The organism is Aeromonas sp. QDB54, from assembly GCF_027707385.1.
In the GTDB taxonomy this organism is placed as follows: domain Bacteria; phylum Pseudomonadota; class Gammaproteobacteria; order Enterobacterales; family Aeromonadaceae; genus Aeromonas; species Aeromonas hydrophila.
This window is the reverse complement of record NZ_JAPCIT010000014.1, coordinates 13,869-29,457: the sequence shown is the minus strand read 5'-3', so window position 1 is coordinate 29,457 and position 15,589 is coordinate 13,869. Positions and strand designations below refer to the sequence as shown.

Here is a 15,589-nt window from a genome sequence, read left to right as displayed (position 1 = left end):
GTCAGCCTCTGTCAGGCGATGAGCTTGTCGTCGGCGAAGCCAAAGCCGCGCAGACCCACCACATGCACATGCTCGTGCTTGCCCTGCACCTTGCGGATGAGCTTGTAGGTGGTGCCCTTCTCGGGGCTGATGTTCTCGGGCGCCGCGATAAGCAGCTGCATATCCTGCCGCTCGCACAGCTCGAACAGGGTGGCGATGGATTTGCCATCCAGACGGGCTGCTTCGTCGAGGAAGAGCAGGCGGCAGGGGGCGATATCCTTGCCGCGCAGACGGCGAGACTCCTCCTCCCAGCTGATCAGCACCATCAGCAGGATGGCCTGACCGGTACCGATCGCCTCGCCGGTGGAGAGCGCACCGCTCTCGGCACGCAGCCAACCATCGGCGCCGCGCTGCACCTCGATCTCCAGCTCCAGGTAGTTGCGATAGTCGAGCAGCACATCGCCCATCACCTGATAGCTGCGATCTCCCTGCTCTACTTGCGGATTGAGGCGCTGGAACAGCTTGGCCATCGCCTCGGAGAAGCTGAGCTCCTTGTCGGCGAACAGATCGTTGTGCATGGCAGTTTGGTCGGCCAGCGCCGTCAGCAGACGGGTGTGGGCCTCGCGGATATTGACGTTGAGGCGCACCCCGCGCACCAGACCGAAGGCGATATTCTGCAAGCCCTGGTTGAGCACCCGGATGCGGTTCTGCTCGCGGCGAATGATGTTGGTGATCTTGGCCGCCACCTCATGGGAGGAGAGCGACAGATGGGTTTCCCGCTGCTTGAGCTCGTCGGCCAGACGGGCCAGCTCGATCTCCATCTCTTCGATCGCCTCGACCGGATCATCGGAGCGGATGATGTCGTTGCGGATGCGATCCTTGAGGTAACGGTAGACCTGCACGTAGAAGGCCACCTTCTGCTCGGTGCTGCGGTTGCCCTCGGATAGACGCAGCGCATCGCGCAGGGCCTCGTCGTGGGCCACCGCCACCCGCAGGGCACCGAGGGCCTTGTCCGACATGGAGCGCAGCTCGTCGCTGTCGAGGTACGCCAGCTCGCGCTTATTTAAACGCTTCTCGACGTCGGTCTCCCGCGCCAGTCGCACCACCCGCGACCAGCTCGCCTTGTGACCCACCAGGGATTTACGGGCGCCGTAGTAATCCTTGCCTTCCAGCTTGAGACGACCGCCGAGGGATTCGATCTCGCGCTTGGTGACCTGCAACTGGGCCTCGGCACTGGTACGACGGGAACGGGTGCGGATCAGCAGCTCTTCGATCTCTTTCTTGTGAGCGCGCGCCTTCTCTTCCATGTCGTCAGAGAGGGTCAGCCCCATGGCTGCCAGCTCCTGCTCGAACTCGGTCAGGGTCTGGCGCTTGGCCTCGACGCTGGAGTTGAGGGCGGTGCGCAGCTGCAACGCCTCGGTGTGGCGCTGGGCAATCTGCTTGTGCTGCTCGCCAGCGGTGCGGGCCGCCAGCTCGGCCGCTTTCAGCTTCTCTTTGAGCCGCTCGCTCATCTCGGACGCCTTGCCCAGCAGGTCTTGCGCATCCTGATAGGCAAAGTGCGGCAGACGGGCCACCAGCTGATCGAGGGCGTAGCAACGGCGCTTCTGCTCGGCCAGCAGGTCGCTCACCTCATCGTAAGCTGCCTGCAGCGCGGCCAGATCCTGCGGATCCTGACGCAGCACCTGCACCATGGTTTCCAGTTTTTCCAGCGCCTTGCCGTGTTTGGCGATAAAGGCTTCGGCTGTTTTAAGGGCCTCCACGTCGGCGTGAGCCGCCTCGAGGCGGGCCGCCAGGTCTACCTCGGCAAACAGGTGAGCAAAGGGCAGCATCCCCTGCACCAGCTGGATATGGCGGGTCAGCTGGGCGGCGGCCGCTTTGGCATCCGCCAGCTGCTTGTCACACTCGCTGATGGTTCCTTGCAGCGCGCGCAGTTCGGCCTGTTTGGCCTGCACTTCGGCTTCGGGGTCGGGGCGGAAGGCGATATCCAGATGCTGGCCGATAAAGTCGCGAAAATGCCCGTAGAGACGGTGATACTTCTGCTGCTCGAAGGCGGCCTTGGCATAACCCTCGATGAGCCCTTCGCGCTCAAGGTCGAGCTGCTCGATCCGTTTTTCCCGGGCGGCGCGGCCAAACAGCGGCAGCTCGGGGTAGCGAGAGAAGCGCACCTGACGCTTGCTGGTGCGCACCAGCACGGCGTCCCCCAGCTCGTCCGCTTCCACCAGATCCTCGTCAAAGGAGTCGGGGTTGCCCTGAATCAGGTAAATATCTTCCGGGCAATCTTCCAGCTTTTTCAGCCGCTCGATGGCGCCTTCGAGGTCGAGCACCACCAGGGCGCTGCGAGCCGGGCCATAGAGCGCGGAGTAGTAAGGGGCATCGTCGATGGAGATGTCGTCATAGACGTCGGAGAGCAGCACGCCCCCCACCTGCTCGGCAATGCGGGCAAGACGGGGATCCGCCTCACCGGCCCCCAGCTGCAGGTTGCGAATTTGCAGCTCCAGCGCCTGTTTCTGCGCCGCGATGCGGTTGCTCTCCTGCTCGAACTCGCGCTCCTTGTCGAGCACGCTCTGCATACCGGCCGAAAGCTCTTCGGCGGTAGTCAGCGGCAAACCGCTCTGCTCGCGCAGCTGCTCGAGCTTTTCAAAGGATTTGAGCCAGCGCGGGGCCAGCTTGGTGAGTTCCGCGATATCGCGGCCGAGCTGGGTGCCCTGATGCTCGAGGCTGGCGCGGCGCTGGTTCACCTCGGCCTGCTGCTCGGATAGCTCTTCCTGGCGGGTACGCTGGGCTTCGAGGAAAATCTCCAGCTCATCGCTGCTGGCAATCAGCTGGCCGGAGGCCTGCTGCAGCTCGTCACGCAGCTTGAAGAGATTTTTCTGGCTTTCGCTCTCTTTCTCGAGGCGAGCCAGCGCGGCGCGCAGCCCCTGCCCTTGGGCGATGCGAGCCTTGTCTTCGATGTGACGCTTGAGCAGCGCCTGGGCGGTGGGCCAGGCGGCCTCGCGCACTGTCTCGGGGGCGATGCTGAGCAGCAGCGCCAGCGCCGCTTCGTGCTCGGCCACCGCCGCCTTGGCCAGCGCCAGCTGCTGCTCGGCCCCCAGCACCCGGCTGGTGAGGCTCTGCTCGGCGGCGCGGAACTGGTGCAGGGTGTCGCTCGCCTGTTCGGCGCCGAGCCCCAGCAGCTCGCACTGCTCGCGGGCAGTCTCCAGCGCCTGCACCGCCTGACGGTACTGGATGGCGCGGGTCTGCTGGATATCCAGCGCCTGCTGGTAATCGGCCAGCTGGGTCTTGAGGCTGTCGACTTCTGCCTGCGCCAGCTCCTTGCGCTCTTCCACCTCCAGCAGCTGGCCGTGGATCTCCTCCACGATCGCCTGCTGCTGCTCCAGCTTGTCGACCAGCTCAGCCAGATCGGCGCGGTACATCTCGATCTTCTTCTGCAAGGAAACCGCTGCCATCACCTTGGCCAGGTGCTCGGCGGCAGACTCCAGCTCGTCGGTCAGCAGTTTCTCGCGGTTGGTGAGCTGCTCCACCTCGTCGGCCAGATAGATGGCGCGCTGCTTCTCTTCGGCCAGCAGGCGACGCTTGCCTGCCAGCTCCTGGCGGGCCTTGAGGGCCAGCTCGGAGAGGCGATTCTTCTCGGCGGCATTGCGCACATAGTCGGCCGCCACATAGTGGGTGGTCTCGGTAATGAGGTTCTTGAACAGATCCCGCTGACCTTGCGTCTCCTTGATCGCCTCCAGGGTGCGGCGGTTCTCGTAGATGGCCGCCTCCATGTCCTGGAAGGCCTTGCGCACGCCGGAGTTCTCCGGCAGCAGGTATTCACGCAGGGAGCGGCTGATGGACGAAGAGATACCGCCGTAGAGGGAGGCTTCAATCAGGCGATAGAACTTGCCGCGATCCTTTTGATCACGCAGCTTCTTCGGGGTGATGCCGAACTCGAACATGAAGTTGTGATAGTCGGTCACCGTATTGAACTTGGCGACTTTCAGCGCCCCCAGCTCCGCGGCGGCCCCTTTCAGATCGGCGAAGGCACGTACCCGCCCCTTGCCGTCATCGAGCTTCTCCAGCAGCAGATCGGTGGGTTGCAACTGCTCCGGCACATCTACCAGCGCGAACGGGGTGATGTTGACCTTGTTGTCACGGTTGGCCACCTGCTCGAGGTGAACGCCGACCCAGATCCGTTGCTCGCGGCTGTTCATTACTTCCAAAAGGGAGTAGCAGTGGCCGCGCTGCAGCTTGCCGTAGAGCCCCTTGTCGCGAGACGCGCTGCTGGAGCCCGCTTCCGTGGTATTGCGGAAATGGAGCAGCGACTGGTCGGGAATGAGCGCCGCGATAAAGGCCGCCATGGTGGTGGACTTGCCCGCGCCGTTGCCGCCGGACAGGGTAGTGACCAGCTGGTCGAGATCGAAGGTGCGGGCGAAGAAGCCGTTCCAGTTGACCATGGTCAGGGATTTGAATTTGCCTCTCACGACTTTGCCTCCATCTGGGCCTTGGATTTAACGCTGCAGGTCATCTTCCACCTCCAGTTCAAGCTGCTCTTCATCGAGATCTGCCTCGATATCCTCAAACAGCGAGTCGCTGCTCGGCATTTCGTCGTCGTGGAAGATGGCCTCGCCCTCCTGGATCATCCGCAGCTGGACGGCGCGCGGATCCTCATCGGAGCGCACGTCGGCGGCAAAGCGGAACACCGACTCGTTGACTCGGAATTTATCGCTGTTGCCGAGGGCGGTGATCATGCCAAGGCGGCGCAGACGGCGCATGGAGGTGCGGATCTTCTCCAAGAGCTTCTTCTTGTCCAGATCGGTGCCGCCGGAGCGGCTGTTGACCATCCGCAGCAGCTGCTTCTCGTCGGCCAGGCTCAGCACCTCTTCTTGCAGTTCGCCCATGGCGAACACCCCTTCCGAGGCGAGCCGATCCGGGCTCAGGTAGAGGTAACAGAGTACCTTGCCCACCAGCATGTCGAGCTCGGAGAGGACGGTGGTGCCGATGTCGGCGCTCGGGCGCGGGCGCAGATAGAAGAAGCCTTCCGGCGCCTTGATCAGTTCAACCTGATAGCGGCCGTAGAAGATCTCCAGCTCCTGGTGGTACTCCACCAGCGCCGAGTGCTGTTCGAACTCGTCGGCACTGATGTGGCGGCCGGAGCGCAAGGCGGTGTCAATGCGCGGAAACAAGGGGTTGGCAATCGCCTCTGCGAGCCGCAGCGGCAAGGGAAACTCAGTATTGATCAATGACATAGGCCTGAACCTTGGATCCAGCTTGGTTAATGGGTTTCCATGCGGGCTGACGATGCAACTGGTGCTCGCCGCTGGCATGGCCCAGGCGCACGGCCTGGTCGATCAGAAGACGCGCCACGTCGAAGTGGGCATGGGCCGGGTAGTCCAGCAGGTATTCGCGCAGCACGTCGGCGAGATCCAGCTGCTGGCCCTGCTCCGGGTAGCGGGCCAGGTAGCGCTCGATGCGCTCGGCCAGCTCCTGGTTGATGTCCACCATCTCCATGTACTCCATCTCGAGGGGCACCTCGCCGGTCACCTCCTCGTCGTGGATGGCGATGGTCTCGTCGCGCAGCTCCAGCAGACGCGGCTCTTCGGCCACCCGCAGCAACCAGTTGTGTTGCTCGAAATTGCGGATGGAGTCGCGCAGCCGCTGGCTGAAAGCGCGGTTCTTGTCCATGTCGATGGCGTTGCGGATGAACTTGTGAACGTGCCTGTCATAGCGGGCCCACAGCTCGATACACTGCTGGCCCCAGCTGGTGATGACATCCAGCCGCCCCTGCAGGGCGTGGGTCAGCTCCTCGACGTGGAACAGATCGTCACGCCCTTGCGCCGCTTCCTGAATGTTGAGCAGCCCCGCCTGCAGGCGGTGGCCGGCGGCATCCAGGGTATCTTGTAGTTCGCGCAGGGTCTGGCCGGTCTCGTGCAGCAGTTTTTCGCAGCTGTGGATGGCATCGACCCAGTTCTGGGTCAGCAGGGCCGCGATCTCGCTCTTGACCTGATTCTGCTGCTCATCCATGGCGCGCTGGGTCAGATCGATGCGCCCCAGCGTCTCCTCCAGCGAGAAGGTGAGCCGTGGCAGCACCTCGGCGTCCCACTGCTCGCGGGTGTTGGTCTCGAGCGCCGCCTTGCGGGCGGTGTCGAGCTCGGCCGCCAAATGCTCGAGCAAAATGGAGAGCTTGATGGAGTCAACCTGACGCTGATCCATGAAGAAATCGACGATGCTCATGCCAAGGCGCGACAGGCGATAGAGGCTCTCCCCCACCACCATGTCGGTGTTGAAGCGCGACAGCAGCTGCTGGCGAATGAGATCGTTGATGGCGTTGTTGGCGCGACCGGTGAGGGTCTCGTCCATCTGGCCGAAGGCGTTGCTGACGTAGCCAAAGGCATCGTGCAGCGCCGCTTCCGACAGATCCGATTCATCTTCGGACAGCGTCTTGATTGCAATCAGAAAGGCCAGCCGATCGGTGGGCAGGCTCAGCGCCAACCCCTCCTGCCTGACCCATCCCACCATTTCGGGCAGGGTACGGGATGTACTCATCATGATGTTGTCATCTCGTTGTTGTATTGGGCGCAAAGCCTTGCGCGCGGCTACATCCGGTAGCATCAAAAAAGGGGGCCTCAACCGGTGGGTTTTTGCGCCATCACGTGGATATAGCGCCCCAGGGAGATAAACGGCTCTTGCCGGCAATATTGCAGCTCCATGGCCAGCAGATCGTCGAACTTTTCTCGCTGATCCTGCTTGTGGCGCATGTAGTCGTGGATCACCCGCACCCCGGTCTTGCCGATGATCTTGAGCCCGCCTCGGCCAATCCAGTCGTAGACCTGCTCCGGCAGCTGGGGATTGGTGGGGGTCAGCGCAGTCTGGCGCTTCTTGTTGAGCCCCTGGCGCACGTAGTCAAAATTGCCCACCACCAGGCTCTGGAACAGCAGACCGTGACGGTTGTAAAAAAGCAGCGACAGTATGCCCCCGGCATTGACGAAAGGGAACAGACCGAGCAAGGTCTGGCGCGGCTCGGCGAGCCACTCCAGCACCGCGTGACAGAGCACCAGATCGAAGGTGCCGGTCACGTGTGCTTTAAGATCCTGAATGGGGCAATGGATGAGACGAATTCTGTCTTCCAGCCCCTTCTCGGCGATCTGGCTGCGAGCCAATGCCAGCATTTCCGCCGACAGATCGCACAGCTCCACCTGATGGCCCATGGCAGCCAGCTTCTGGGCGAAATAGCCAAAGCCGCCCCCCGCATCCAGGATGCGCAACGGCCGGTTGCCAAGGCGGGCCAGGCAGGCTTCGATGTCGCTCCACACCACTGTGGTGCGGATGCGCCCCTTGGTGGAGTCATAAATGTTGCGGGCGAACTTGTCGGCGCGCCCGTCAAAACTCTGATCTTGCTTCAAGACGAACTCAACTCTGTGGCCACGGGAAACGGGCCTGACGAAAAAGAGGGTATTCTGTCACATCCCGAATTTGCTGAAAACTCAAGGCGCAGCTCCCTCCCCCAGGTGATGGAAAAAACATCGTTTGGCGCCCACTTTGCCCCCGTTTCGCGCTTTTCGGGGTTGTGCGGGCAGGCACTGCACAACCTGTGTGCCTTGATGGCGCCATGCAGCCTTGGGAAGAGGCGCCTATACAAGGGCGCCAAAATCCTTAATAATTTTTTAATGCATTGTTATATAAGGAATAACAAGTGGACGCCCTGTTTGACCTCAAAAAGTGGCTGGGCCAGCTGCTGATGCCGCTCCCCTTCTCCCTCAGCCTGCTGCTGCTGGCGCTATTGTTGCTCTGGTTCACCCGTTTCCAAAAGACCGGCAAGCTGCTGGCGACCCTCTCGCTGCTGCTGGTCACCCTGATGGGGATGCGCCCGGTGAGCTACGAGCTGGCCCGCGGGCTGGAGCAGACCTTTCCCCCCTTCGAGACAAGCCAGCATCCGGACATCGAGGCCATCGTTGTGCTCGGTAACGGCCATGTCAGCGATCCGGCGGTGCCCGAGCGATCCTGGCAAAACAATATTGCGCTGGCCCGCACCCTCGAGGGGGTACGGCTCGCTCAGGCTTATCCGCAGGCTGAGCTCATCTTTTCAGGCTATGTCTCGGGGGATCCCCTGTCGAACGCCGAGGTCAACGCCCGCATGGCGGTGAGTCTCGGCATTCCCCGCTCGCGGATGACGTTGTTTGAAAACAACAAAGACACCCATGACGAGGCGGTCAGCATCAGCCGTCACCTCAAGGGCAAGCGGGTGGCGCTGGTGAGCTCGGCAACCCATCTGCCACGGGCCATGGCGCTCTATCAGGGTCAAGGACTGAACGCCGTGCCTGCCCCCACCGACTACACCGCCAAGCAGAGTCAGGTGGCCCAGCCCCTCTACAGCTACCTGCCAAAAGGGCGCTATCTGATGTATTCCGAGGCTGCCATTCACGAATGGATTGGGGTATGGTGGGCCCGTTTGCGGGGGCAGGTTAACGATTGAGCAATCGAGCCTTTCATTCCTGATTTGGATCAGGAAAGCGAAAAAAAATTACGTCATTTGCCGCCGGGTCAGCTATCTTGGGCTCGGTTCAATTCATATAATGTCGCGCAATCAAATGCCTAGGAGATATACAAGATGAGACAGCACCTGGTAATGGGTAACTGGAAACTGAACGGCACCAAAGCTTCCGTCGAAGCTCTGATCAAAGGACTGACCCCGGCTGCTGCCGCTCATCCTTCTGTGCAAGTCGCCGTCTGCCCGCCGGTTATCTTTTTGGGTCTGGTTGAGCAACTGACCGCCGGCAGCAAGATTGCCTACGGTGCCCAGAACGCCGACGTTCACGAGTCCGGCGCCTTCACCGGCGAGAACGCTCCGTCCATGCTCAAAGCCTTCGGTTGCACCTACTCCCTGGTCGGCCACAGCGAGCGTCGTACCCTGCACGCAGAGACCGACGACGTGGTTGCTGCCAAGTATGAAGCCATCCAGAAAGGCGGCCTGATCCCCGTGCTGTGCATCGGTGAGACTCTGGCTCAGTTCGAAGCCGGCACCACCAACTCCGTGGTCGAAACCCAGCTCAAAGCCGTGATCGACCGTTGCGGTATCGCCTCCTTCAACAACGCCGTCGTGGCTTACGAGCCGGTATGGGCCATCGGTACCGGCAAGACTGCCACCCCGGAAATCGCTCAGGCCGTTCACGCTCACATCCGTCAGTATCTGGCCGGCTTCGACGCTGCCGTGGCTGCCAAGGTACAGATCCTGTACGGTGGTTCCGTCACCGGTGCCACCGCTGCCGACCTGTTCGGTCAGCCTGACATCGACGGCGGCCTGGTGGGTGGTGCGTCCCTGAAAGTGGACGACTTCTCCCAGATCATCGCTGGCGCGGCCAAGTAATCGGCTGCCATGGAGGGGGCACTTGCCCCCTCCTGCATATCGCTTTTCCTATGGCAGCCGCCGTATCCCATAGGAAAGCCGATATAGTAAAAGTGGCTTGTCTCATTCAACCATTTCGTATTCGACAACTCAGATCCAGAGGCACTCATGACCAAACAAATCAAACGTATTGGTGTTTTGACCAGTGGTGGTGACGCACCGGGTATGAACGCAGCCATCCGCGCCGTGGTGCGCGCCGGTCTGCATCATGGCCTGGAAGTCTACGGCATCTATGATGGCTACCTCGGCCTGCACCAGGACCGTATCGTCAAGCTGGAGCGTCACAGCGTCTCCGACGTGGTCAACCGTGGTGGTACCTTCCTCGGCTCCGCCCGTTTCCCCGCCTTCAAAGATCCGAAAGTGCGCGCCGAAGCGATCGAAAATCTGAAAAAGCACGGCATCGACGCCCTGGTGGTGATCGGCGGTGACGGTTCCTACATGGGTGCCAAGAAGCTGACCGAAGAGGGTTTCCCCTGCATCGGCCTGCCGGGCACTATCGACAACGACATCGCCGGTACCGACTTCACCATCGGCTTTGATACCGCGCTGAACGTGGTGGTAGACGCCATCGACCGTCTGCGCGATACCTGCAGCTCCCACCATCGCATCTCCGTGGTCGAGATCATGGGCCGCCACTGTGGTGATCTGGCCATGTCCGCCGCCGTTGCCGGCGGTGCCGAGTACGTGATCGTGCCGGAAGTGGCGTTCGACAAGGACAAGCTGCTGCAACAGATCAAGGAAGGCGAAGCCAAGGGTAAGAAGCACGCCATCATCACCATCTGTGAGCACGTCACCGACGTGAACGCCCTGGCCAAGGACATCGAAGCCCTGACCGGCCGCGAAACCCGCGCCACCATCCTGGGCCACATCCAGCGTGGCGGCACCCCCACCGCGCGTGACCGCATCATGTCCAGCCGTATGGGTGCCTACGCCGTCGAGCAGCTGCTGGCCGGTCACGGTGGTCGCTGCGTCGGCATCCAGCGCAACGAGATGGTGCACCACGACATCATCGACTGCATCGAGAACCTCAAGCGCCCCTTCGATCAGGAGCTCTACGATCTCTCCACCACCCTGTTCTAAGCCCTGCTTACTCAGGTTGCTGTGACAAAAGCCCTCCACTGGAGGGCTTTTTCATTGGGCCCTGCTCGCCACGCCCGGGGCCATGACACCACCTCGTTGCAGCCATCCCTGCGCCCCTCGCAGCGCTTCCTCTGTTTATTGTCTGCCCACCCCCTGCTTCGGGGCCCCTTGCACCGTTAACCGGTTCAACCGGCATTGCTTCTTCAGGGGGAGCAACAACGCGGTACACGACCCTCTGCAGCCCGGTTTCTGCCCAAAACAGCACGACCTCTCTGCACACTCTTCTTGCTCTGTCTTTTGCTCTGTCCCTTGGCGTTGCCGACCGCAGGCGCCCCATCGGGCCGCCAACATGCCAGGAAAAGATCCGAACAGAGACGAAAAGTGGGCCGACAGAGCATCATCAGCAGAGGGGATTTTGCAAAAAGACGGGAAGAGACATGTCAGAAGGTGGCGTCACGACAGGGAAAAACCGTTCGACTGCGACAAAAACATGTTGGAGACGGAAAATGACGCTGACAGCAGCCCAAACCATGGCAGGGTCATCACTCTCCTCTAAAAATCGTCATTTTTTGCCGACATAATTTTAAAAAAACAAAAAAGCCTCATATAAACCCCATTACCTGCATCGTAATAAAATTAACTAATGCATTGTTTTAATTGAGATAACTTAATATTCAACTTCTCTCCATCGAACAGAATGACCATCGAGATGATAAAGTGAGCTTAAAATTGCAAAAATGAAGCTTTCAATGACCAAAAGCCACATCTCAACCAATAAATGCAGTTTACTATTGTTTTACCGCACAATTGTGGTATCTTGGTTCCATCAACAGTCAGCCAAGGGAGACAAAAATATGAAAGAGTTTGTGGTTACTGCAGTTTTTACTGTGTTTTTCACTCTGGTTGCCGTCTCTCTGCCGTCACTGTCACAGCTTTGAGGCGGTTAGTTGCCCACTCAATGATCCTGATGGGCAACGACAGGCATCGCCACGCTGGTTAATTCACCGCTTAATGTCATTTTTTTGTAGTTCATCGAAAACAACGACAAATACGGCCATTAGTACGACCAAGCGAACATAATTGCAGCTGCCTGCCAGAGGTAGCCTGTAAACAGGGGGAGCCAGTGGCTCCCCCTGTTGCGTCTGTGGGATTTACTCTTGCCCCCCTGCCCGTCACAATGTCCGCTGGATTCGCCATGCAGGAATTACCATGACACAAGATGCGCTAAGCCATTGGCGTCGTGATCTTCATCGTCTGCCCGAAGCGGCCTGGTGTGAATTTCGTACCAGCTCCCTCATCGCCCACCACCTCAGTGAACTCGGTTTCTCCATCATGCTGGGCGACAAGCTGCTGGCCAGCAACCTCATCATGGGACGCAACATCGACGTGCAGGCCCAGAAGGAGCGAGCCCTGCGCCAGGGTGCCCATCCGGACTGGCTGGGCAGGATAGAAGAGATAACGGGCGTAATGGGACTGTGGGACAGCGGCCGTCCGGGTCCGACCCTGGCCTTTCGCTTCGACATCGATGCAGTGGAGGTCGAAGAGAGCCAGGATGAGCTGCATCCCCCCAGCCAGGAGGGGTGGCACTCGCGCAACGCCGGCTGGATGCACGCCTGCGCCCATGACGGCCATACCGCCATCGGGCTGGTGCTAGCCGAGCGGATCGCCGCCCTCGCCGATCGGCTGAATGGCCGCATCAAGCTGTTCTTCCAGCCCGCTGAAGAGGGCTGCCGCGGCGGCAAGGCGCTGGCCGCCGGTGGTCAACTCGACGACGTGGATGCCCTGCTGGCGCTGCATATCGGCATTCATGCCAACAGCGGCGAGCTGGTGGTCAATCCCACCGAGTTTCTCTGCTCCACCAAGTTCGACGTGGAGTTCATGGGGCGTGCCGCTCACGCCGGGCTTGAGCCCAATGCCGGCAGCAATGCGCTGGCGGCGGCCTGCATGGCCACCACCGCCATGCTCGGCATCGCCCGCCACCGCGATGGCATGACCCGCATCAACGTGGGCCAGCTCCATGGCGGCAGCGGCCGCAACGTGATCCCGGGTCATGCCCTGTTGCAGGGGGAGACCCGGGGCGCCACGCCGGCCCTCAACGACTACATGTTCAGCCAGGTGCAGCAGATGGTGGAAGGGGCTGCCATGATGCAAGGCGCCACCTACCTCATTCGCAAGCAGGGTGAAGCCATCGGTATCGACAACAGTCCGAGCCTGCTTGAAGAGATCATTCCGCTCGCCCAGGCGCTCAAGCTGGAAACCATCCATACCCGCCGTTTCGGCGCCAGCGAGGACGCAGGCTTTCTCATCGAACGGGTGCAGCGAAGCGGTGGCGAGGCGGCCTACCTGATCCTGGGAGCCAATCTGGCGGCGCCCCATCATCACCCGGAGTTCGACTTCGACGAGGCAGTGCTGGCCCCCGGCGTGGCACTGCTGGAGTCCTGGTTGCTGGCTCGCCTCGGCCGCTAGCAAACAGCCGGATACAAACAAGGCAGCCCGTGGGCTGCCTTGTTTTTTTCACCCCTTGTCTGGCAAGGGTCTGTTGCATCTACTGCCCCAGCACGATGGCCGAGAGGTGGGCGAAGTGGTGGATCTCGTGGGTCGCCTCGCACGGGCCATCCTGGCGAGCCGGGTTGTACCAGCAAGTTGCCAGCCCCTGCGCCGCGGCGCCGGCGATATCGGTCTTGGGGTTGTCCCCCACCATCAGCACCCGCGCCGGATCCGGGCGCTGCATCAGCTCGAGGGCATGCTGGAAAATGGCCGCCGCCGGCTTGGTCACCTGTACCTCGTCCGAGATCACCAACGGCTCGAACCACTCGTTCCAGCCCAGCTTGTCGAGGCGGCCGCGCTGCGGCAGGCTGAAACCGTTGGTGATGATCCCCATCTTCACCTTGCTCTTCAACGCCTGCAGCGTCTCCACCACCCCCTCCAGCGGCATGCTCAGGGCGATGATCTGCTGCAGGAAGGTATCGTTCATCGCCATCGGCGCCACGTCCACCTGTTCGGCAAACAGGGAGAAACGGGTCTGCTGCAGGTGGGCGGCATCGATCTCGCCAGAGTTGTACTGCTGCCAGAGCCGGTGGTTGAGGGCATGGTACTCCGCCATCTTGGGCGGGGTCGGCGTCACGCCGTAAATGTGCAGCGTCTGTTCCAGCGCCTGGGCGACCGGGAAATCGAGCAGTGTTTCGTCCAGATCGAACAACACCCAGTCATAACTTGGTACTTTCACGGGATCCCTTACTGTTCTGGTTGATCAAATTCATTGCGCCGCCCCAGCGGGCCGGCCAGCAGATCCAGTGTCAATCTGACCCCGAATCCGGTCACCTCGCTGCTGACCACACCATTGCCGCCCTTGTTGCGAAAACCGCTCAAGTCGAGGTGCAGCCAGGGGGTCTGGGCGGGGACGAAGCGGCTGAGGAAGCGGGCCGCATCGATGTGATCCGGCGACGAGCCCGGCGCACACTGTAACAGATCGGCCCACTCGCTATCGAGGTTGTCGTCGTAGTCCTCATCCAGCGGGAAGGGCCAGATCCGCTCGCCGCTGCGCTGGCCAAGATTGATCAGCTCCCCCAGCCACTGGGGGCGGTTGGTGAAGGCGCCGCTGTAGCGGCTGCCGAGTGCCCGCTTGCAGGCCCCGGTCAGGGTGGCGTAGTCGATCAACAGATCCGGGTTGTCCTGCACCGCCATGCAGAGGGTATCCGCCAGCACCATGCGCCCCTCGGCATCGGTGTCCACCACCTCGATGGTGGTGCCGTTGAGGGCGGTCACCACCTCCCCCGGCCGGTAGGCGAGCGGGCCTATGTGGTTCTCGGCGATGGCGAGCCAGCAGTGCACCTCATAAGGCAACCTGGCCCGACTGATGGCATGGAGCGTCCCCAGTGCCACCGCACTGCCCCCCATGTCCAGGTGCATACCATACATGCTGCCGGAGATCTTGAGGTTGTAGCCACCCGAATCGTGGCAGATCCCCTTGCCCACCAGCGCCAGCCGCCGCACCGCATTGGGCGGACAGTAGCTCAGCTTGACCATGGCGGCCTGGTTGTCTTCCGAACCGCGCGCCACCGCGATGAAGGCGCCAGCGCCCCGCTCGGCGAGCTGGGCCTGATCGTACTCATGCCACTGCCAGCCCTCGCTCTGGGCGAGCTGGCGCACCCACTCCCGGTAGCTGCGGGCGGTCAGATCGGAGGCCGGCGACACCGCCAGATGGCGCGCCAGACCGTTGCCTTCCGCCTCGGCATAGATCCGCGCCAGATCCAGCACGCAATTGGGGGACACCGCAATCTGCTGGTAGCGCCAGGAATCTTCGCTACGATGCTTGTGACTGGGCAGCGGTACGTTGGCGGCCAGCAAGGTGGCCAGCACCAGTTCGGCCAACAGCGTGGTATCTGCCTCGTCAAAGCCTTCCAGGTGCAGCCCCAACCGCTCGATCTTGAGCCCGGCCAGCGGCGCAACCCAGCCGCGCACCTGCTTGTAGAGGGCATGATCGCGCGCCGGGTGTGCCGGCAGGAAGATCAGCAGTTGCAGGGTATTGTGCAGCACCAGGCTGTAGGGCGCTTTTTGCCCCAGCGCGATCTGGGCGCCGACGGCGGCAAACTCGGGCAGAGCCAGCAGGCTTTCGCGGCGATCTTCGGCGCAGATCAGCAGGTTGGCGGCCAGGCCGTTGGTGAGAACGGCAGTGAGGCCGGCGTCGTGAATGTCGATCTGCGGCGGCAGATAGGTAAATGGTTGCATCATTGGGCAAGGCCCTCATCCATGAAGAGATACCAGAGATGATACCCAACAAAGCGGGGTCACAGCCAGATTTGCACTTGAAAATCAATATCAAGCGTGAAGGCGGCACAAAGCAGAACGACCGCGAAGGCGGCTGGATGACAAGCTGAGGATTAGCGTAATAGAGAAAGGAAGTTGGTTGCGGGGGCCGGATTTGAACCGACGACCTTCGGGTTATGAGCCCGACGAGCTACCGAGCTGCTCCACCCCGCGTCCGAATTGTACTGCCACCACAAGAGACAGAGCAGATGCCCCTTGCTGTCTTCGTCTCCACCGCAGCGCAATGCGCTTGCCATGGACACAAATAGTTGGTTGCGGGGGCCGGATTTGAACCGACGACCTTCGGGTTATGAGCCCGACGAGCTACCGAGCTGCTCCACCCCG

General features: G+C 61.4%; 11 protein-coding genes and 2 tRNA genes. 5 read left to right on the top strand and 8 right to left on the bottom strand.

The window, feature by feature from the left end:
- Positions 1-11: 11 nt before the first annotated feature.
- The 4 genes from mukB to cmoM all read right to left on the bottom strand — a co-directional run bounded on the left by mukB (position 12) and on the right by cmoM (position 7,358).
- On the bottom strand, positions 12-4,439 hold the full coding sequence (gene mukB / locus PG881_RS14520; protein WP_270800850.1) for a chromosome partition protein MukB: 4,428 nt from the start codon (positions 4,437-4,439) through the stop codon (positions 12-14).
- A gap of 27 nt (positions 4,440-4,466) precedes the next feature.
- Positions 4,467-5,204 (bottom strand): chromosome partition protein MukE, encoded by a 738-nt coding sequence (gene mukE / locus PG881_RS14515; RefSeq protein ID WP_011706220.1) that lies wholly within the window; start codon positions 5,202-5,204, stop codon positions 4,467-4,469.
- Positions 5,185-6,504, bottom strand: a complete 1,320-nt coding sequence (gene mukF, locus PG881_RS14510; RefSeq protein WP_270800849.1) for a chromosome partition protein MukF — start codon at positions 6,502-6,504, stop codon at positions 5,185-5,187. The genes mukE and mukF overlap by 20 nt, the downstream gene beginning before the upstream one ends.
- Before the next feature lie 77 nt (positions 6,505-6,581).
- On the bottom strand, positions 6,582-7,358 hold the full coding sequence (cmoM, locus tag PG881_RS14505) for a tRNA uridine 5-oxyacetic acid(34) methyltransferase CmoM (RefSeq protein WP_029303111.1): 777 nt from the start codon (positions 7,356-7,358) through the stop codon (positions 6,582-6,584).
- Positions 7,359-7,657: 299 nt separating this feature from the next.
- On the opposite strand from cmoM, the gene elyC reads away from it, so the two are divergent.
- The 4 genes from elyC (at position 7,658) to PG881_RS14485 (ending at position 12,904) form a co-directional block, all read left to right on the top strand.
- Positions 7,658-8,428, top strand: coding sequence for an envelope biogenesis factor ElyC (gene elyC / locus PG881_RS14500; RefSeq protein WP_029303112.1), 771 nt, complete (start codon positions 7,658-7,660; stop codon positions 8,426-8,428).
- Between the two features lie 135 nt (positions 8,429-8,563).
- Positions 8,564-9,319, top strand: a complete 756-nt coding sequence (tpiA, locus tag PG881_RS14495) for a triose-phosphate isomerase (RefSeq protein ID WP_016350610.1) — start codon at positions 8,564-8,566, stop codon at positions 9,317-9,319.
- Positions 9,320-9,466: 147 nt separating this feature from the next.
- Entirely contained in the window at positions 9,467-10,438 is a 972-nt protein-coding gene (gene pfkA / locus PG881_RS14490) for a 6-phosphofructokinase (RefSeq protein WP_011706225.1), read from the top strand.
- A 1,209-nt stretch (positions 10,439-11,647) separates the two neighbouring features.
- Positions 11,648-12,904: a M20 family metallo-hydrolase gene (locus PG881_RS14485; protein ID WP_039215018.1), complete on the top strand. Its 1,257-nt coding sequence runs from the start codon at positions 11,648-11,650 to the stop codon at positions 12,902-12,904.
- 79 nt (positions 12,905-12,983) lie between these two features.
- Here the strand turns inward: PG881_RS14485 and yjjG are convergent, their stop codons facing one another.
- The gene (yjjG, locus tag PG881_RS14480) at positions 12,984-13,664 is read right to left on the bottom strand and encodes a pyrimidine 5'-nucleotidase (protein WP_024946307.1); all 681 of its coding nucleotides are present in this window, start codon (positions 13,662-13,664) and stop codon (positions 12,984-12,986) included.
- 8 nt (positions 13,665-13,672) lie between these two features.
- Entirely contained in the window at positions 13,673-15,169 is a 1,497-nt protein-coding gene (locus tag PG881_RS14475) for a M17 family metallopeptidase (protein WP_270800844.1), read from the bottom strand.
- On the opposite strand from PG881_RS14475, the gene PG881_RS14470 reads away from it, so the two are divergent.
- The gene (locus tag PG881_RS14470) at positions 15,157-15,315 is read left to right on the top strand and encodes a hypothetical protein (protein ID WP_270800842.1); all 159 of its coding nucleotides are present in this window, start codon (positions 15,157-15,159) and stop codon (positions 15,313-15,315) included. The genes PG881_RS14475 and PG881_RS14470 overlap by 13 nt on opposite strands.
- Before the next feature lie 26 nt (positions 15,316-15,341).
- Here the strand turns inward: PG881_RS14470 and PG881_RS14465 are convergent.
- A tRNA-Met gene (locus tag PG881_RS14465) sits at positions 15,342-15,418 on the bottom strand.
- 96 nt (positions 15,419-15,514) lie between these two features.
- A tRNA-Met gene (locus tag PG881_RS14460) sits at positions 15,515-15,589 on the bottom strand.